Source organism: Clostridium sp. AF12-41 (genome assembly GCF_003461685.1).
Classification (GTDB): domain Bacteria; phylum Bacillota; class Clostridia; order Lachnospirales; family Lachnospiraceae; genus Otoolea; species Otoolea fessa.
The window spans coordinates 459,163-478,298 of record NZ_QTXO01000001.1 but is presented as its reverse complement, the minus strand read 5'-3'; the positions used below and the strand labels follow the sequence as shown (position 1 = coordinate 478,298).

22 protein-coding genes and 1 pseudogene are annotated in these 19,136 nt (G+C 44.6%); 12 read left to right on the top strand and 11 right to left on the bottom strand.

Translation table 11 applies throughout. The annotated features are described in order from the left end of the window. Positions 1-38: 38 nt before the first annotated feature. On the top strand, positions 39-2,288 hold the full coding sequence (locus tag DWV73_RS02075) for an alpha-galactosidase (protein WP_117795401.1): 2,250 nt from the start codon (positions 39-41) through the stop codon (positions 2,286-2,288). A gap of 206 nt (positions 2,289-2,494) precedes the next feature. On the opposite strand, the gene DWV73_RS02070 is transcribed toward DWV73_RS02075, so the two are convergent. The 4 genes from DWV73_RS02070 to cobI are packed head-to-tail and all read right to left on the bottom strand — an operon-like array spanning position 2,495 to position 5,335. After that, entirely contained in the window at positions 2,495-3,046 is a 552-nt protein-coding gene (locus tag DWV73_RS02070; RefSeq protein ID WP_117795399.1) for a hypothetical protein, read from the bottom strand. Between the two features lie 24 nt (positions 3,047-3,070). After that, positions 3,071-3,802, bottom strand: a complete 732-nt coding sequence (locus DWV73_RS02065; protein ID WP_117795397.1) for an ABC transporter permease — start codon at positions 3,800-3,802, stop codon at positions 3,071-3,073. 2 nt (positions 3,803-3,804) lie between these two features. Next, a complete protein-coding gene (locus DWV73_RS02060) occupies positions 3,805-4,647 on the bottom strand; it encodes an ABC transporter ATP-binding protein (RefSeq protein WP_117795395.1) in 843 nt (280 codons plus the stop codon). Beyond that, the gene (cobI, locus tag DWV73_RS02055; protein WP_329750926.1) at positions 4,640-5,335 is read right to left on the bottom strand and encodes a precorrin-2 C(20)-methyltransferase; all 696 of its coding nucleotides are present in this window, start codon (positions 5,333-5,335) and stop codon (positions 4,640-4,642) included. Before cobI ends, DWV73_RS02060 begins: the two co-directional genes overlap by 8 nt. A 455-nt stretch (positions 5,336-5,790) precedes the next feature. Between cobI and DWV73_RS02050 the strand changes: the two genes are divergently transcribed. Genes DWV73_RS02050 through DWV73_RS02035 form a run of 4 tightly spaced genes read left to right on the top strand, consistent with a single transcriptional unit; the run spans position 5,791 to position 8,131 of the window. Further along, positions 5,791-5,982: a hypothetical protein gene (locus tag DWV73_RS02050; protein ID WP_333549850.1), complete on the top strand. Its 192-nt coding sequence runs from the start codon at positions 5,791-5,793 to the stop codon at positions 5,980-5,982. Between the two features lie 27 nt (positions 5,983-6,009). Then, positions 6,010-6,810, top strand: a complete 801-nt coding sequence (locus tag DWV73_RS02045) for a PfkB family carbohydrate kinase (protein WP_106999878.1) — start codon at positions 6,010-6,012, stop codon at positions 6,808-6,810. 33 nt (positions 6,811-6,843) lie between these two features. Beyond that, a complete protein-coding gene (locus DWV73_RS02040) occupies positions 6,844-7,710 on the top strand; it encodes an amidohydrolase family protein (protein ID WP_106999877.1) in 867 nt (288 codons plus the stop codon). Beyond that, complete coding sequence (locus DWV73_RS02035; protein WP_117795393.1) at positions 7,700-8,131, top strand: secondary thiamine-phosphate synthase enzyme YjbQ; 432 nt, start codon at positions 7,700-7,702, stop codon at positions 8,129-8,131. Before DWV73_RS02040 ends, DWV73_RS02035 begins: the two co-directional genes overlap by 11 nt. A 366-nt stretch (positions 8,132-8,497) precedes the next feature. Here the strand turns inward: DWV73_RS02035 and DWV73_RS02030 are convergent, their stop codons facing one another. After that, a complete protein-coding gene (locus DWV73_RS02030; protein WP_181986194.1) occupies positions 8,498-8,734 on the bottom strand; it encodes an AraC family transcriptional regulator in 237 nt (78 codons plus the stop codon). 17 nt (positions 8,735-8,751) lie between these two features. Between DWV73_RS02030 and DWV73_RS02025 the strand changes: the two are divergent. From DWV73_RS02025 to DWV73_RS01990, 7 genes and pseudogenes are all read left to right on the top strand, one after another. Next, positions 8,752-8,970: pseudogene (locus tag DWV73_RS02025) on the top strand (helix-turn-helix transcriptional regulator); the annotation flags it as partial. Further along, positions 8,946-9,179 carry a hypothetical protein gene (locus tag DWV73_RS12830; RefSeq protein ID WP_117795390.1) on the top strand — a complete coding sequence of 78 codons (234 nt, stop codon included), beginning with the start codon at positions 8,946-8,948 and terminating at the stop codon, positions 9,177-9,179. The pseudogene DWV73_RS02025 and the gene DWV73_RS12830, both read left to right, overlap by 25 nt. A 331-nt stretch (positions 9,180-9,510) precedes the next feature. Beyond that, a complete protein-coding gene (locus DWV73_RS02015; protein ID WP_007888235.1) occupies positions 9,511-10,113 on the top strand; it encodes a Type 1 glutamine amidotransferase-like domain-containing protein in 603 nt (200 codons plus the stop codon). A 288-nt stretch (positions 10,114-10,401) separates the two neighbouring features. Next, positions 10,402-10,773, top strand: a complete 372-nt coding sequence (locus tag DWV73_RS02005) for a DUF2500 domain-containing protein (RefSeq protein WP_106999873.1) — start codon at positions 10,402-10,404, stop codon at positions 10,771-10,773. Between the two features lie 298 nt (positions 10,774-11,071). Further along, positions 11,072-11,356, top strand: a complete 285-nt coding sequence (locus DWV73_RS02000; RefSeq protein WP_117795388.1) for an Ada metal-binding domain-containing protein — start codon at positions 11,072-11,074, stop codon at positions 11,354-11,356. A gap of 175 nt (positions 11,357-11,531) precedes the next feature. Next, complete coding sequence (locus DWV73_RS01995; protein WP_117795386.1) at positions 11,532-11,819, top strand: DUF4491 family protein; 288 nt, start codon at positions 11,532-11,534, stop codon at positions 11,817-11,819. 277 nt (positions 11,820-12,096) lie between these two features. After that, entirely contained in the window at positions 12,097-12,459 is a 363-nt protein-coding gene (locus DWV73_RS01990; protein WP_117795384.1) for a helix-turn-helix transcriptional regulator, read from the top strand. A 262-nt stretch (positions 12,460-12,721) separates the two neighbouring features. Here the strand turns inward: DWV73_RS01990 and DWV73_RS01985 are convergent, their stop codons facing one another. The 6 genes from DWV73_RS01985 to lspA all read right to left on the bottom strand — a co-directional run bounded on the left by DWV73_RS01985 (position 12,722) and on the right by lspA (position 19,122). Beyond that, on the bottom strand, positions 12,722-13,777 hold the full coding sequence (locus DWV73_RS01985) for a tyrosine-type recombinase/integrase (protein WP_117795383.1): 1,056 nt from the start codon (positions 13,775-13,777) through the stop codon (positions 12,722-12,724). Position 13,778: 1 nt separating this feature from the next. Beyond that, positions 13,779-14,618, bottom strand: a complete 840-nt coding sequence (locus tag DWV73_RS01980; RefSeq protein ID WP_117795381.1) for a tRNA 2-thiocytidine biosynthesis TtcA family protein — start codon at positions 14,616-14,618, stop codon at positions 13,779-13,781. Positions 14,619-14,867: 249 nt separating this feature from the next. After that, positions 14,868-16,724 carry an NlpC/P60 family protein gene (locus DWV73_RS01975; protein ID WP_117795379.1) on the bottom strand — a complete coding sequence of 619 codons (1,857 nt, stop codon included), beginning with the start codon at positions 16,722-16,724 and terminating at the stop codon, positions 14,868-14,870. A gap of 144 nt (positions 16,725-16,868) precedes the next feature. Further along, positions 16,869-17,516 carry a cytidylate kinase-like family protein gene (locus DWV73_RS01970; RefSeq protein ID WP_117795377.1) on the bottom strand — a complete coding sequence of 216 codons (648 nt, stop codon included), beginning with the start codon at positions 17,514-17,516 and terminating at the stop codon, positions 16,869-16,871. Between the two features lie 161 nt (positions 17,517-17,677). Next, complete coding sequence (locus DWV73_RS01965) at positions 17,678-18,601, bottom strand: RluA family pseudouridine synthase (protein ID WP_117795374.1); 924 nt, start codon at positions 18,599-18,601, stop codon at positions 17,678-17,680. Further along, entirely contained in the window at positions 18,598-19,122 is a 525-nt protein-coding gene (gene lspA / locus DWV73_RS01960; protein ID WP_117795372.1) for a signal peptidase II, read from the bottom strand. Before lspA ends, DWV73_RS01965 begins: the two co-directional genes overlap by 4 nt. Between the last annotated feature and the right edge of the window lie 14 nt (positions 19,123-19,136).

The window sequence follows — 19,136 nt, the reverse complement described above, 5'->3', positions numbered from 1 at the left end:
AAATGACAAGCGACAGATGAACAGGAGGAAATAAGGATATGAGTATTGTATATCACGAATCATCGAAGATATTTCATTTATATAACCAGACCATCAGCTATATCATGATGGTTCTTCCAAACGGACATATGGGACAGCTGTATTATGGGAAAAAGATTCGTGACAAGGAAGATTTCTCATACCTTCTTGAATTAGCTCCCAGAGACATGGCATCTTATCTCTATGAAAACGATCGCACCTTTTCACTTGGACATATTAAGCTGGAGTACGGTACTTACGGAAGCGGTGATTACCGGCATCCGGCAGTAGAGATTCTCCAGAATGATGGAAGTACCTATTCAGATTTTCAATTTACTGGATATCAGGTTACATCCGGAAAGCCAAAACTGCCGGGACTTCCCGCTACTTATACTGAACAGGACGGGGAAGCTGAAACTCTTATTATTACGTTAAAAGATACCCATACTAATCTGGAGCTGCATCTTTTATATACAATATTTGTCGAGGGCGGTGTCATTGCCCGAAGTGCTTCTATTTCCAATCAGGGAGACATTTCTGTACAGGTTCAGACCGCGATGAGTCTTTGCCTGGATCTTCCTGACCACGATTATGAGTGGATGCAGTTTTCTGGGGCATGGGCGAGAGAGCGCGCACTCCACACACGCAGGCTTGAGTATGGCATTCAGGCGATTGACAGCACCCGGGGACATTCTTCCCATGAGCAGAATCCGTTCATTATTTTAAAACGCCCTTCGGCTGACGAATTTCAGGGAGAAGCCATTGGCTGCAGCTTGATTTACAGCGGTAATTTTCTGGCTCAGGCAGAAGTGGAGTCACATGGAACCACCCGTCTTATGATAGGAATTAATCCGTTTGGCTTTAGCTGGGAGCTGAACCCTGGTGAAACCTTCCAGACTCCGGAGGCAGTGCTTGTTTACTCCTCTCAGGGACTTAACGACATGAGCCAGACTTTACACCGGCTGTACCGGCGCCGACTGGCAAGGGGGTACTGGCGTGATCGCGAGCGCCCAATCCTGATCAATAACTGGGAGGCAACTTACTTCAATTTTACCGAAGAAAAACTTCTACAGCTGGCTTCCAGAGCGCAGAAATGCGGCATAGAGCTGTTTGTTTTAGATGACGGCTGGTTTGGTGCCAGAAGCAGCTCAAAAGCCGGACTGGGCGACTGGGAGGCAAACCGTGACCGTCTGCCAAACGGTCTTTCCGGACTGGCACAGAAGATAGAAGCGCTCGGCATGAAGTTTGGTCTCTGGATCGAACCGGAGATGGTAAATGCCGATTCCGATTTATTCCGCACGCATCCTGATTGGATCCTCCAGGTTCCAGGGCGAACGCCTTGTCACGGACGTTACCAGTATGTATTGGATTTTTCCCGGCAGGAGATCCTTGATTACATCTATGAAAAGATTGCATCGATTCTGGAAAGCGCCTCCATTTCCTATATCAAGTGGGATATGAACCGGAGCCTCAGTGATGTATGGAGCAGAGGCGTTTCCGCCAGACAGCAGGGAGAAGTATTTCACCGCTACATTCTGGGTGTTTATCAGATGTATGAACGGCTGACAACACGTTTCCCGGACATTCTGTTCGAATCATGTGCCAGCGGTGGAGCGCGTTTTGATGCAGGTATGCTGTATTACGCACCGCAAGGCTGGATCAGCGATGATACAGATGCGATTGAACGTCTGCGGATTCAATACGGTACTTCCTATGGTTATCCGATTAGCTCGATGGGCTCTCATGTATCTGCTTCTCCAAACCATCAGCTTCATCGTCAGACGCCGCTTTGGACACGTGCCAATACCGCGTTCTTCGGAACTTTCGGCTATGAACTGGATCTGACACAGCTCGGAGAAGATGAGCTATCTGAATTAAAAATTCAGACAGCCTTTATGAAACAGCACCGGTCCCTGATTCAGTATGGTACTTTTTACAGACTTTCCAGTCCGTTTGAAAACAATATCACTGCCTGGATGGTAGTCAGTGAAGACCGCACAGAAGCCCTGGTCGGCTGGTATCGGACACTGAATGTCGCCAATGGTCCGTTTACGCGGCTGTATTTACAGGGACTGGAAGAATCCGTTCTTTACAATGTCACGGAATATACAGAAGGACACGAAAGTGCCGTAAGCACCCACTATGGCGACGAACTGATGAATTTAGGACTGATTACCAGTGACGCCTCTTCCGGACAGTATATGGATGGTAGAAGAGAGAGCTGCGACTTTGATTCTCGCCTGTTTTATCTACAAAAGCCGGCTGAATAATAAAATAAAAGCATTGAAAGGGGATTCTTCCGAATCTAATTTTCTAAAGAAGAATCCCTGTAACTGTTCAGTAGGTCTGCACATTTACTGCGCTGACCGTACAAAAACATAGGTCAGCAGGAAAAAATCCCATTGCCGTAGGCAATTTTTAATGGATTTTTGCGCGTGACTGTGAAGGTACTGACCAGTTACGAAACCCTTTTAATTTAAGTCCGGCGTTTCCCCGTATAATCCCGCTTCCGGCGTTCATTTATGATATGATTTAGAATCCCGCCACCGATAATAATAACGGCTGCCATCATCATCACACGTTTCGCTCCTTCCTGCGGAAGTGTACTCTTAGACGCAATCGACGCGGTATTGAATTGAAGAGTATATTCGATTTCATGAGGCGTTCCCATCGCCAGTGTATCCGCCCTGACTATAAGTTCTTTTGTTAGATCCAAAACAGGGATCGTAAAATGAGAGTTTGCGTCCTTGGCACTTTCATTCTCGTATTTTCTATTATCTACCACCATGTAATCATAATTGGAACTGCTCCATGTGACGGATATGTATGCCGTTCCATCTGTCACCGTCAGAAGAGCAGGACTCTGGATCGAAGCTTTTCCGCTGCCTCCGGTCATCGTTACCTCGATGGCATATTCACCATCCTCCAGGGAAGGCGGCGTTCCAGCAGCCGCCTGCGACGTCAATGCCCACCGGCTGTTAAATAAGATACAAATAATTCCCAGAAGAATGAAACCTATTTTTTTCATAGATAGAAACTCCTTACCCCGTGTTTATAAATTCTTTTTCTTATACAGAAACCAGGACGCAGCAACCGAAAAACACGCCAGATACAGAAGCAGGATTCCAATCGTCGTATAAGAAAATGCCTCATGATTGGCGATGCTGCGAAGCGCCGCACTGGTCTGCGATAAGGGCAGATATTCAATCACCTGGCGCAGACCATCTGGCATACTCTGGGCCGAAAAGAATGTATTACACAGATATGCCATCGGCATAATCACATAATTCGAAAAACGCGGTACATCGGCATGGTTTTTGGCATAAAAGGATACCACAACTCCAATTGTGGAAAACACAGAGCCGTTCAAAAACATCAGAAGAAACGACCAGCCGTTAAAACAGAGCCCCGTTCCGATCGGCAAAACCAGAAGAATAATCACGGCTCCCGCATATAATCCCCGGAGGCTTCCGCCGATGATCTGTCCCGCGATGAACTGCCACAGCGGGGTAGGAGAGATGATGACCTGGTCAAATGCCTTTTCGTATAATCTCTGGACGTTTAAGTTCTGGGCGATAGCATTGAAACTGCCGTTCATGGTCGTTAAGGCAACTACACCCGGAATCAGAAAGTTCAGATACGATTGTCCGTGCGACATGGTCTGGATTCCAAGACCAAACACCAGAATATATAAAAGAGGGGCAATCATGGCAGCAAGCGTGATTTTATAAAAATCCCGCCGGAATTCTACCCATTTTTCCCATAACACAGTAAGGATACCCATTGTTACCGGCATTCCAGCTGCTGCCCGATTGTCTCCAGAAATACATCTTCCAATGTCGTACTGCGAAGCGCTGTTTCCTGTTCTGACGCGGACAAATACTGAATTGCCTCCTCCTTTCCATGAAAATAGTGTGATTTCAGCCCATCTGGTAAAGTCTCATCGACCGCATACCGCCCCAGCGTCTCTATCATATGCCCCGGAGCATCTGTTTCCTCCAGACGTCCACCGCACATAAAGCCGACACGGTCACAAAGCGTTTCTGCTTCCTCCATATAATGCGTTGTCAGAAGAATGGTAAGCTTTTGCTGATTCAGCTTTTTCAGAAGATTCCACATCTGACGGCGGGCAAATGCATCCATCCCTGCAGTCGGTTCATCCAGAAAAAGGATTTCCGGTTCCGTTAAAAGTGCCCGGCAGACCATCAGCTTCCGCTTCATGCCTCCGGAAAGCTTTCGGACGGTTCTCTTCCGATAATCGATCAACCCGCAGAATTCCAGCAATTCCTCTGACCGCTCCCGAATCTTTTTGATCGGCATATAATAAAGACGTCCCTGATATTCCATAATCTCGTTCATCGTCATATCCTGACGCATCGAGTATTCCTGCGTAACGACACTGAGTTTTTGTTTCAGCTGATTTTTCTGACGTGTCAGCAGCTCTCCGTTGATCCAGATTTCACCCGAAGTCGGAAGCAGGAGAGTGGAGAGCATTCCGATGGTGGTCGTTTTTCCGGCACCATTCGGTCCCAAAAGCCCAAAGAACTCTCCTGTCTCAATTTTCAGGTTCAGATCCTCGACCGCTAGAAAATGATCGTATTTTTTTGTAAGATGCTTTAATTCAATCATGGTTCCCTTCCTTCACGACAATAATCGAATAATAACTTGCCCGATCTGGAATTTCATCGATTTTATGATAAATATGCTCCTCTGGCATACCACAATTTTCGATCATGGTACCTGTCATATGCTTTTCTTTCAGGGTCGCCTTGACAAGCGGCATCTTGGAAGCTGCTTTCATCAGAACCTTGGTACCTGGAAGTTCCAGCGCCGCCTCAATATCATAAGTGGACGGAATAATATGAAGCTGTTCTGAGCGGTCAACAAGACTGTCCTGAAGCTTGGCGCTGACCGCGCAGAAGGACGGAATGCCATTGATGATTTCAGTTGCATAACCATGTGCTTTTACAACCCGATGGATATAAATATAGGTACTGTAAATCGTTGGATCTCCGAGCGTGAGGCAGGCAACATCCTTCCCCTGTTCCAGCTGCTCTATAATCTGATTCGAGGCAGCCTGGTATGCTGCATTTAAAACAGCTTTATCTTTTGTCATCGGAGTAGTGAGGTTTAAGCATTCCTTTTCATCCAGATTTTCCACGATCCCGCTGGCAATTTTATAGGAAACTGCATTTTCCTTTCCATCCGCCGGTACCGCAATCACCGGGCACTTCTGAATCGTGTCAACTGCCAGATACGTCATGAGCCGCGGATCGCCCGGACCTACTCCTATGCCATATAAGGTTCCTTTTATCATAAACATTTCCTTTCTGTGAAAACTGTGAGAAATTGTAACTGTTCAACTTTTAAAATTTTTGTACGATGCCTTTTTTGCTTTTTTTATAAAGTACGAAATTAGCCTTTTTCATCGAAAAATTTAAAAGTAAAAAATTTTGTACTTTATAGTTAGTGGTTAATAAAAGGCTTAGATACAAGGATTATAGCATAAAGTACAAAAATTTCAAAATGTACTTTATTTCAGAATGTACTTTATTTCGAAACAGAATAAAGTACATTTTCAAATCGCTTCATTTGAAAAAGGAATGATGCAGACATGTTGAGCGCAGGCTCAATGTGGCTGCATTTTTTTCTTGTTTTTTTATAAAATCCTATTGACAAAATGATTCAGAAACACTAATATGATAATATAACATTATATAATGATATATAATCAATCGATTGAAGAGGAATTCGACTAAAGGAGCTAAGAAAATGAAGGTAATAGGGATTGGGGACAATGTATGTGATAAGTACATCCATTTAAAAACCATGTTTCCTGGGGGGGGGCAGGCGCTGAATTTTGCAGCGTATGCCGGAATGCTTGGAGCAGATGCCGCATATTATTTTAATCCGTTTGAATATGATAAGAAAAATGTACGGAATTTAAAAATGTATATGCAGTGACGAAGATAAACAGAGGGAGGAGCAGTTATGCGGTTTGCAGCGGTAGGATTCACCTGTATTGATGTATACAAAAACTTAAATATCAGTTACCCGACAGGCAATGGAATCGATCTGATGTTTAATCTGATGGATTTGGTTCCCGAGCTTGTGCCGTCCGTGGTGACGGCGATTGGAGATGATGCCTATGGACAGTCTATGCTGGAAGCGTGTCAGAAAAGGAAGGTAGATACCGGACATGTTACCATTGTTCCCGGGGGACAGACGGCAGTGATAGAGATGCTGTTAAATGGCAGAGACCGGGTGCATCACAGGGCGGAAAAAGGAGTCATGATTCCATATCAGCCAACGGGAGAGGATATGGATTTTATCCGGACACAGGATTACATTCATACCGATCTTTCGTGGAATGTGACAGGATTGCTGAAGGACATGAGAAGCAAGGGAACGAAGATCTATTTTGATTTTTCTAAGCGGTATCGGCATGAGGATGTTCCGACCATTCTAAAAAATATCAATTATGGTATTTTTTCATTTGAAGAGGAGACCGAGGAGGTAAGAGAGCTTTTGCGGATGGGCTGTTCCATGGGAGCCGAGGTGCTGCTTGCCACATTTGGGGAAGGAGGCTCTCTGGCTTTTGACGGAACAGAGTTTTATCGACAGCCGTGCATACCGGCACCGAAGCTGGTGAATACCGTAGGCGCGGGAGATTCCTATGGCGCCGGCTTTATGAGCGGAATTCTTCGGGGCAGGAGCATACCGGAATGTATGCTTTCCGGCGCGAAAAAGGCTGCTGAGATTGTCAGTATATTTGAACCTTATCATGTGTAAAGGAAGCTTTGGAGAGAAAGGAGTTGTCGTTTCGTGATTATTGATGTACATGTACACCCGGTGTTATTTGGTCCGATCTGTACAGATTCGGACAGGGTGAATTTCAGAAAGAAGGCGTTTGGCCTGTACAAATCATCTCCTGTGCCCATGGAGCAGGTCATGGCTGTGATGGATCATGCCGGAGTGGATCGGGCGGTAATTCTTGCGGAAGATTATTCTGCATCGATGGGACAGCCGATTGTGTCAAACGAAGAAGTAAAGAGGATCGTAGAATTGTTTCCGGAACGCTTTATCGGCTTTGCCAGTGTCGATCCGCGAGAGGAATGTGCGGCAGAAAAACTGAAGGACGCGTTTGAAAAGCTGAATTTGATGGGTCTGAAGCTGAATTTATCCCATTTAAATATGTATCCGGATGACAGACGGTTAAAACCGTTATTAGATCTGTGCACAAAGTATGACAAGTCGGTGCTGTTTCACAGCGGCTTCAGCTGGGAACCGGATTCCCCGTCAAAATATACACGTCCGATTTTGTTTGAAGATATCGCCGTGGAATATCCGACGCTTCGGTTCTGCCTGTCGCATCTGGGATGGCCCTGGGTGGATGAGCTGTGCATGCTGTTGTTAAAGTATCCCAATGTTTATACAGATACGGCGACGGTATTTATGGACAGCCCCAAAAACTATTATGAACAGATTTTCTTGAAAAATATGGCTCCGGGATGGCTGCAGAATAATCTGATGGATAAGGTGATGTATGGATCCAACCTCCCCAGATTTCGCCAGGTCAGAACAAAGGACGGTCTGGAAAAACTGAATCTTCGTCCAGATGTGCTGAAAAAAATCCTGGGAGAGAATGCGGAAGTGTTTCTGGGAATGAAAGGAAGAGGCTATGATTATTAAATCTTATACGCATGAAATTGCCAGCAGACAGGAATTTGAAATGGTAAAAATCACAGATCAGGTGCAAAAGGACGTGGCTGCCAGCGGAATCACGGCAGGAGTTGTTTTTGTCATATCCATGCACACGACTACGGCGATTATGATAAATGAAAGCCTTCCCTGTGTGGAAAAGGACATTGAACTGACGCTGGAACGGTTGATACCAACAGACGGAGATTACGTGCATACCCATATGCTCCCAAGCTATGGAACCTGCAGCGGAAATGCCCCGGGACATTTGAAGTCAATGCTTTGCGGAAATCATTGTGTGCTTCCAGTAATAGATGGAAAAGCAGCGGGCGGAAGTGCCCAGGATATTTATTTTGTGGAGTTCGATGGACTGAAGATAAGAAAATATACGGTTCAGATCATGGGAGAATAACCTGATTTTTCCTGTAACAGAGAATAGCGCCCTGCTTTGCCAAAGTGAGGCGCTATTCTTCTGCATCGAATTCGATGCCAGTGTGTGCACACGATTATAAGTGCTCACCAAAGCAACGGATTCTTTATCAAAAACGAAACATGGATGCTTGTACTTTCTGTAAAGGTTTGCGAAGAAAGGAACGGCATTATATTTGACTAAGAGAAGGTCACTTTACACCTCTCAAAATGGGTAAAGTGACCTTTTTATATTATCTTTTATTTAAGGGGAATCATGTATTAGAAGCAACTTGTGATAAGAAAACTAGGAATGTAACATTTTTAATCCTCTTTTTAAATAAATTGGATTCTTATAATATTATGGTTTTCAGAACTTATTTCTTATCTTTTGGTATTCTCTAGGTGAATATCCTTTTAGCTTGTGGAAGAGTCGGCTGAAATAAAGCTGGTTATCATACCCGACAATCTTAGAAATCTCATTGATGGAATAAGTTGTTGTTTCAAGTAAAATCTGAGCATTGGTGATTCGGATTCCTACAATAAATTGCATTGGTGTGGAACCAGTGAATTTTTTGAAATTTCGGATAAACCAGCTGACACTCATCCCTCGTGAGGCAGCATAATCGTCAATATTAATATAGAAATTTCAATCAATATCTTAATGATGCAAGGTTAAACTACGCATGTTATCGTCTGGAAAATACGAGGGATTCTATTACAAATATTTGTCTGGATAGTGGATTTGAAAGTCAAAGAACGTTTAACCGAACATTTAAAGAAAGATACAAAATATCGCCGAGTGACTATCGGAGTAAATGCGTGAAAGATATGTTGTTATAAACGGTTCTATTAATGGAAAAGAGCTTTCTGTATCCACAAAGAAAAATCCGGAACGGAAGTTTCAGACGGAAACCCATACCGTTATAGGAAAAGCAGCCGGAGACTTCCAGAACCAACAGAAGATCCAGAAAAATGATCGTGAACAGAAGCTGGCAGGAATCTACTACAACCGAGGAAGAAATGCAGGCTGTAAACCGGAACATCAATGAGCAGAAAACGCAGACCATCGAGACGCTGCGGCAAACCATTAAAGAATGGGACATTTCATGAAGAATTGGAGAAACTGTTTCCAGAATTAAAATAGACACATATAATTGAACCGGCCTTTCATACATTGAGAGGGTATTCTTAATCAAAACATAAGGGAAATCCGTATAGAAATCAATGAAGATACAAAGGAAACAATGCAGGAGAAGATTAAACGGATGCCGGTTACAGAAGCAAGCCGAATGGCAGTGTAGTAAAATTTGGTGGATGTAACTGAAGAAAAAATATGATATAATGTGAGTAACAAGTCGGGATTTATAAAGGAGAATATTGATGAAACTATTTTTATGTTCGCACTTTTCAAGTGTAGGAAGTCTGATAAAGGAAGAAATTGAAAATAAGAAAGTCGCATTTATTCCAACAGCTTCACTGCGTGAAGGCTACACCGGTTATGTCGGCTCGGCTCGAAAATTATTCAAAAAGTTGGGAGCAATCGTAACTGAAATTGATATTTCAACGGAGGCTTATTCAACGATACAGTCTGTTTTTGAAGAAGCAGATGTGATATATTTTACCGGCGGAAATTCTTTCTTTCTTATGGACCAGCTCCGTAAAACGGGAACTGATGGACTGCTGAAAAAGGAATTGGCAAATGGAAAATTGATGATCGGCGAGTCAGCAGGCGCAATTATATGCGCTCCAAGCATCCAATATATCGAGCAAATGGATGAAAAGCCGGAGGACTACTCACAAGAAGATGATGCAGGGATTGATTTGATTGATTTCTATGTTCTTCCGCATTATCTTACAGCACCATTTAAGAAAGTTACCGAGAAAATAATGACTGAGTTTTCGGATTTGAATCTATGCCCAATTAACAACCGTCAGGGAATTGTAATTGATGGTGAAGATTCAAAGGTTATTTGCAAAGACTAATTTGAAAATTCCAGTTTGCCGATGCTAAAAGGTTAAAACAGAATATCGCGGAGACGATGGACTATACGATTTATTAAAATATATTATCTATGCGAGTTTCTACATAATTGTGATTAAAACGGGTATGGATTTCTATGGGTATAAGCGCTTTCCGAAACTATACGAATCGTATTCTGCACCGTGGTATACAGAAGCATTACTGTATATCGCTGCCTCGCTTTTCGTGATTGTCGTATGTTTTGTGCTCAGAGTAATCATTGGACGAAAGATGAAGAAGAGGTGAGCTATATGTTTATGCTGTTTGAGTTTATGTTTCCGATTATCTTCGTAATGGTTTTTGGCATGATCATCTTCCAGTTTGTGACAGGAATCGGAACATGGCATAAAAACAATCAGTCACCGCGTTTGTCGGTGAGTGCAACCATCGTCGCAAAGCGTGAAAATATCACACATCATAGCCATGCAAATGCGGGTGACCTGTCTGGAACTCATGGCTACCATTCGACTTCAAGTACCAGCTACTATGTCACGTTTCAGGTAGAGAGCGGTGACCGGATGGAACTGTCGGTTTCTGGCAGAGAATATGGAATGCTGGCGGAAGGCGACATTGGGAAACTTACGTTTCAGGGAACGAGATATCTGTCATTTGAGCGCGTGTGATTCTGGAGGTGATAGTGTGAAAGGAAGTAGACGAGGAGGTGATTTTAAGAAAAAGTTTATGTCAATTCAAGTTAACGAATCCAGAATTAATGTCGCGATGGTCTTCTAATAATGAAGAACCAATGTCACATTAGTTTGTTGGACATGCCCAGTGTGTGCACACGATTATAAGTGCTCACCAAAGCAACGGATTCTTTATCAAAAACGAAACATGGATGCTTGTACTTTCTGTAAAGGTTTGCGAAGAAAGGAACGGCATTATATTTGACTAAGATAAGGTCACTTTACATCCCTCAAAATGGGTAAAGTGACCTTTAACATCAATTATGCGACGGGTGACAGCTCGGCTTCTGGAACAAACAAGACGGCAGAAACAGAGCAGGCCACACAGGCTGTTACGCAGGCAGCTTCTCAGCAGACCAACACGGAATCCTATATCCTCAATACCAATACAAAGAAATTTCATCGGCCGTCCTGTTCATCGGTCAAACAGATGAAGGAGAGCAATAAAAAATCCTCATCAGAGAGTAGGGATGCGCTGATTGCTGCAGGTTATGATCCGTGTAAAAAATGCAATCCGTAAAAATGTGTCAGATATTTAAAAAATATGGAAGAGGAAGGTTGTAGTTCTATATTGCAATACTTCTTCTTTGCGCATATTGGATATGCTGTTGAGGGCGACTGTTGCACGCAGAAGATAAGTTGCGCCGGTCTGCGATAATGTGCTGTTTGTATAAGGAAAAGGACAAGGAGTTATGATGAATTTTAGTGGGATATTGATTGGTGTGCTTACCTTTTTTCTGATTGGATTGTTCCATCCTATTGTTATATATGCGGAGTATTACTTTGGAAGCCGCTGTTGGCCGGTATTTTTGCTGGTGGGCATTTTGTGTATGATTCTATCCGTAAGAATGCAGGAAATACTTTGGTCGGTTTCCCTGGGTGTCTTGGGCGTCAGTTGCTTTTGGAGCATTAAGGAACTGAAAGAACAGGAAAAAAGAGTGGAAAAAGGATGGTTCCCGAAGCGGAAGGTGGATAAGCACTAAAGAAGAAAGCGGGGAGATGAGAAGATGGCGGTATGGAGATTACAGGTGAATACTGGAGGAGCGAACGTTGCGGATTATTGCTTGCAAAACCATGTTGCAGCACTTTGGGCTGGCAAGGTACTTGCTATGGAACGTTTACGAAATGAGAGATAGAGCGTATGGAAATAATCTATACGTTGTCAACGCACCATAGCGTTTACTATACGTTCTATTTTTTGCCTTTTTAAGAAAAGTGATTAAAAAACTATTGACAATTTGTTACTGGGAGAGATAGAGAGTGCGTTTTGATGAACTTTTTGAAATGAGAAAACTGACAGGAATAAAATTAAAGGACTACATCAGTAGCAATGGATTCTCTAAGGTATCGTTCTGCAAAAAGACAGAAATTTCTCGACCTACTTTAGATAAAATTTTAAATGGCGAGATAGATAGTAAAAGCTCATTCGATAAGCATTTGAATAAAATTTTTACCAGTTTGGGCATTGGCCCGGATACTTTGATGGAATTTTCAACGAAAACGCAAAGCGTAGATGCGATGTACTCGCAAAAGGCTCTGATAAATTATCAAATGAATGATAAGGCAAAGATGGAGTATGATCTGTTGCAGGATATTTTAAACCTTTGCAGTGTTTATTATTAGAGGCAGAAGGCTATGAGTGAACAAACTACAGCAGCCAACTTAGACGAAGTTATTGAGACACAGATGAAGCAGAGTGAGAGTGCTTGAACTAGGAAAACCGATGGCATAGACTATAAGCAGTCGAGGTCATCGGTTTTTACTTGGCAAATATGAATTTTAAACTTTATTTTAGCAAAATACTATTTTCACTTTACACGGAAATAAAGTACGAAATTAGCCTTTTTTACCTAAAAATTTTTTTTACTTTTTGCCTTTTTGCCCTTTACTCTATTTCTCTCAGCTGCACCTTATTCCTTGCGCTTCGCCGCCGTTCATCCTCCAGCGCCGCATAATGCTTCTTCGTCGTATTGACATCACTGTGTCCCAAAACATCTGCGACGAGGTAAATATCGCCGGTTTCACGGTACAGATTCGTGCCGTAGGTGCTGCGGAGTTTATGTGGCGTGATCTTTTTTAGCGGTGTGACGAGCTGTGCGTATTTTTTGACCATTTTTTCCACGCTGCGTACGTTAATGCGCTTACGCTGCATGGAGAGGAAGAGTGCTTCTTCGCTGCCTTCCTCTGGGACAATATGTTCACGCTCGCTGAGATAGTCCTGAAGCGCATATTCTACCTCGGCACCAAAATATACGATGACTTCCTTTCCGCCTTTTCGATGAATCCTAAGACCACCGTTTCGGAAATCAACATCGTTGATATTCAGTCCGACACATTCTGATACACGAAGCCCCGTACCAAGCAGAAGCGTCATCATCGCCAGATCTCGCAGCTTGGTCTTTGCATGGTAGGCTTTCTGTTTTTCGGTCAGACATTCGCCATCCTCAACCTCATCCAGGAAACGCGCCACCTCGTCAACATCGAGGCGTATAATTTCTTTTTCATGAATCTTGGGAAGCTGCAGAAGAGAAGCGGGATTATTCTGAATCCGCTCGGTCCGGTAAAAATAGTTGTAAAAGCTTTTGACCGTCGATACTTTCCGCATGATACCCCGCTCTGTATTCATCAGATCCTCACGTTTTTCGGTCGAATAACATTTCAGATACTCCATATATTCTTCCAGATCCATCAATTTGATTTCATCCAGAAGAGAGAGCGGCAAATCGCGCAGCTTCTTTGATTTAAGCTCTGGATTTGCTTGTTTCAGGAAATCAAAAAATGTCTTTAAATCATAGGCATACGCAAGCCGGGTGCGCGCTGATGTACGAGGTTCAATGCCGCGGAAGAAATCGGTACAGAACGGTGGCAGCTCTTTCAGAATGCCTCGGATTCGTTTTGTGTTTTCGATGTCTTCCTGTTCGTGGTAGGAGAGTGCAGCCATATCACAATTCCTCCTTTGGTGATGATGAAAGGTCCGAATGTATCAAATTTTTCAGGTGTTGATCGGTCCGTTCCGGCCATCCGGGATTGTTTCCATCAATAATCGCATGGAAAAAGCGATCCTTTACCCCCGGTGAATCATGGTTGAGTTTCCTTGTTAATTGTTTCACATACTCGCGTTTTGTTTTTCCATCTACGGGACATGGATTTTTACAGACTGGAAGATGATATTTGTTTTTAAATCCGATCACATCGGCTTCCTGGACATACATCAGCGGGCGGATCAGCGTCAATCCCGTTTTGTCCAAATGGGTTTTCGGCGAGAAGGAATAGAAACGCCCCTCATAAATCAAGGATAAAAGCATGGTTTCGATCAGATCGTCGCGGTGATGTGCATAGGCGATTTTATTACAGCCAAGTTTCAGAGCTGCTTCATTTAAAGCGCCTTTTCGCATCTTGGCACAGAGCGCACATGGATTGGATTCCTGACGGGTTTCAAAGAGAATCTTGCCGATTTCCGTCGGAACGACCGTGTAGGGCACGTTTAATTCATCACAAAGCTCCTGAACCGGTTTTAAATCAAATGCAGCCGCATCCGATGAAAGCGTCGGCGACAACCGGTTCGAAACCTCCGGAGAAAGTGCCTGAAAGCCCAGATCAACTGTAATAGCACAAAGTTCAAATGGTTCCGGGTAAAACCGACGAAGCCCCTGTAAAGCATATAAAAGTGTCAGGCTGTCTTTACCGCCAGAAATACCGATAGCTATTTTATCGCCGGATTGAATCAGACGATAGTCATCAACCGCCTGGCGGGTTAAACTTAGAAGACGTTGAAGTTTCATGAGAACATCCTTTCAAATCAAATATAATTAATGAATAGATTAGCAAATATTTTAATTGCATAAGCATACTTATATTTCAAACTATTCGATAAAGTAGGCTTTCACGAATAGTTTTATTTGTCCCCTATCATACCATGTTTCCCTTTATTTGTAAATAAACAAATAAACCTAAACGCAAAATGGATGCCGCCTTTGCCCTTTACCAGTAAACACTCCAGCCAAAAAACAAAGGTAACATCCATCCAACTCTTAATCCAAAAACGCCCGGTAATACGGCCAGACCGTATGGACCTTTCCGACCGTTACATTGCTTGCACTGCCGGATTCATGTACGCCCAGTATGGTTCCGTCTGCGTTCCAGCCTAAAAACATTACAACGTGCGAATTACCGCCAAGCTGGACAAGCAAGTCGCCTGGCTGAAGCTCTGCGCTGTTGATCGCCCGTCCTGTCCGCACAATCTCGTAGGTGCTGGCGGCACCCATTCTATTGCCAAGCGCGGTCCAGTATACCCAGTTGACCCATCCAGAACAGTCAAGCCCTGACAAAATCCGTCCCTTGTAATCCGGGCTTGTCACGCTGGCAAAATGATTGCCGGAAAGTCCTGCTGTACTCGGTTTTCCTCCATAATAATATGGAATCTTGCCAACGGAATTGAGCGCGCATGTGATAACGGCACGCCGCTCCGGTGATAAATCCTCTGGAAGTAAATCCAGGTAAGACGCAATTTCTGCCGGTGTCAGCGGATTCCCGAGTGCAAATTCTGAACTGGCAAGCCCGTACATTTCCTGCCAATCCTGAGCAGCGAGTGTCTGGGCGGCTGTCTGTTTTTCTTCCGTCCAACCCTGCCAGTTCCCGACAGCCTGATTTCCCGTTCCATCGAGTGCAAACAGATTATGCTTCTCTTTCAGACCGGTTGTCTTAACGGTAATGGTCAGATCAACATGTCCCGGGCAATATTTTCCGTTTTCATTTAATGTAACTGCCGCAGCGCTCTCCGCACTGAACGTCACCTCTGACGGGGACGCAACCGCTTTTGATTCGGCTGCCTGCTCCTGTGTGGAAGCCCCCGGTCCCTGTGCCGGTTTGACATAATTATTTGCTGTGGATGCCGCCTCGCTCTCCGTTAACGGCTCTTCTGCCGCTGTCTGACTGTCTCCTGCGCCCTGGGCATCTAAAGCCTCCGAGGATGCCTCTTCTGCTGCACTGCCGCTCTCCACATCGTCATCTGCTGTTTCCTCTGTTGCCGGCTCGTCCGGCAGTTCTGTACAGCCCTCACAGTAATACACATTGCTAATGCTCACGTGGTACTGGTGGGAACTGGTCCAGAGCTGATTGATATAGGTATTGAACAGGTCTGTATTTTTCCAGTCAAGGCTGTATGTATATACATTTGCCATGGACAAAATATCGGTCGCATTGGATGCGAGGGACGTCGGCTTTCCGTCTCCGTCGCATATCTGGAAACGGATATTTTTCCAAGTTGGAACTACCCAGCTCGCCGGGTCCTGCGCGTTATGCTCTGGATTGGAGGGATCATAGCTGCCGAGTACCTGCGCAGCTGGCAGTCCCATTTTCTGGGAAGCTGTAAGCGGTGTCGTCTGGATCCACCCGTAGATCTCCGATATCCACTGTGCATCCCTCGCTCCAAGCGCTTCGTACATCTTCGCGCCCCAGGTATCTTCTGTCCCCATACTCCGGAATCGTTTTGCAAGTTTATACCATGGAAGAGACTCAAATGCCGCCAATGGATCAGACAAATCAACAGCGTTCTCTTCCGTCCGGAGCGCCATCAGGTTATACTCCGTTTCCGACGGAACATATTCTTCCGAGTCTGCCCCCAGACCATTTAAAAACCGGGATGCCATGTGAATCGGGTGTACCATTTTCTTCATCAGACGGTCGCAGAAGGATTCGTCTGTATCATTTTGTGTCTCCTGGCCTAAAATCCCATCTGCAATCACAACTTTATCAGCAGGCACACCGACTGATAAATCCACCTCCGGGCGCACTGCTTCGGCAATCCCGCACAATAAAATACCCGATGCCGCCATGAGCGCCGTTCGGATTATATAAGAATGTCTTTCTTTCATCATCATTTTCTTCATGTATCTACATTCAAAATCTCAAGTAACTATTTTGTTTTTATACCCCAACGCAATCTCATCTTCAAAGCATCCAGGCGCAAAAAACCGGTGCGTCCTTTCTGATTCTTCACCAGAAATTCAAACACACCGGTTTTAATTATACTTTTATGCGTTCTCGTTTATCTTAAGAAATTCTTGTTTCTTTTTGGCGAATTCCTTAATAATTTCTACGGCACCGTCGACGCCTACGACACTGCTGTTGATGCAGAGGTTATAGCTCTTGGAGCTGCCCCAGCGTTTGCTGGAATAATAGTTATAATAACCAGAACGCTGCTTATCGGTCTTGATCATCACATCTTTTGCCTTATCGCGAGTAATATTGTGACGTTTCATCAATTCCTGAATCTTCACTTCCTCATCTGCACAGATGAAAACAGACACTACGTTCGGATAATCTGCCAGCGCATAGTCCGCACACCGTCCTACAATGACACAGGATTCTTCATCTGCCAGTTTCTTGATCGTGTCAAACTGTGCCAGGAAAATCTTGTGGTTGATCGGCATATCCATATAAGCCGATGTATTATAACCCATCGAATAGGTGTCCATTACCAGTGAATATAAGAAGCTGTTGGTTGGTTTCTCATCATGCGTCTTAAAAAGCTCTTCACAGAGACCGCTGTTCTTCGCTGCCAGTGCAAGAAGCTCTTTATCATAGCACTTGATTCCCAATGATTCCGCCAGTTTTCGTCCAATCGCTCTTCCGGAGCTGCCGCATTCGCGACCGATTGTAATTACTAAATTTCTTTTCATGTCTCCCTCAACTCCTTTCAAGTTCTGCCATTATTATAACACAAGCTATCTGAAAAGTCATCATTTTTTCGGAATAAAAGGTATTTCTTAGCGACACAGAAATAAACTATCTGAAAAGAATGTGTATACGAATCAGAACGATCTTACTATTCACGTTACTTTTACTTTCCAGCTTTTTTCCGCAGCTTCTCCAGCAGTTCTTCAAAATACGCTGGCAGCGGCGCAGAAAACTCCACATACTCTCCGGTCCGCGGATGGATAAAGCCTAAGACTCCCGCATGCAGGGTCTGCCCTTCCAGTGAAAATGGCTGCCGCGCCGGACCGTACACCTCATCGCCCAGAAGCGGATGACCGATGCTTGCCATATGGACGCGGATCTGGTGTGTGCGTCCCGTCTCCAGGCGGCATTCGATAAATGTATACGCCCCGAAGCGTTCCAGTACGCGGTAATGCGTGATCGCATCGCGCCCCTGTTTGGAGTGGATGCTCATTTTCTTGCGATCCGTCGGATGACGCCCGATCGGTGCATGGACAGTGCCCTCATCCTCGCGCAGATTGCCAAATACGATGGCATAATACACGCGGGTGATCGAATGCACCTTGAGCTGTTCTGCAAGTGAATTGTGGGCGAAATCATTCTTGCACACCACCAGCACACCGGTCGTGTTCATATCGATCCGGTGGACGATCCCAGGGCGCATGACTCCGTTGATGCCGGAGAGCTGATCCTTGCAATGGTACATCAGCGCATTGACCAGAGTCCCCGTATAATGCCCTGCCGCCGGATGGACAACCATCCCCTTCGGCTTATTGACTAAAATTATATCCGAATCTTCATACAAAATGTCCAACGGGATATTTTCCGCCTCGATCGTCGCCTCCTGCGGTTTTGGAACTTCAAAGGCGATAGTTTCCCCACCATTTACCTTGAAACTGCTTTTAACCGCTTTTCCGTCTGCTGTAACGCTACTCTCTTTCAGAAGTTTCTGCAAAAAGGAACGGGACAGATCCGGGCAGGCGTCCGCCAGAAATTTATCGATGCGGGTTCCAGCCGCCTCTTCTGGAACCAGATATTCCTGCATCATCGCCCCGACTCCTTTTTCGCACCTTTAAAAGAAAGAAATTCCAGTTCCTCATCCGAATAGAAGAAGAAAAACAGAAGGATCAGCGAGAAAGTCGCGATCACCACATAGCAGTCTGCCACATTAAAAATCGGGAAATCAATCAGCTTAAAATACAGGAAATCCACCACATATTTCTGCGTCAGACGGTCGATCATATTGCCAACTGCGCCTGATACGAGCAGAAACAAGCTGCACATCAGCGGCAGATACCGTCTCCCTGCCGGCATCCGGTAAACCGCCCACAACACCGCCAGAATGACTGCCGCTGCAATCAGGAAGAAGAATCCCTGCCGTCCCTGCAGCATTCCAAAAGCAGCGCCACGGTTTTCAGAATAATAAAATTCAAACACACCTTTAATGAGCACAAATGGCTTCTGCCCTTTCAGATGGACAACTGCCAGATGTTTTGTAAACTGATCCAGTCCGATGCTGACTCCCAGCCCGATAAAAAAGATAAAGAACTGTCGTAATTTCGTGTTCATGCACCTGATTCCTT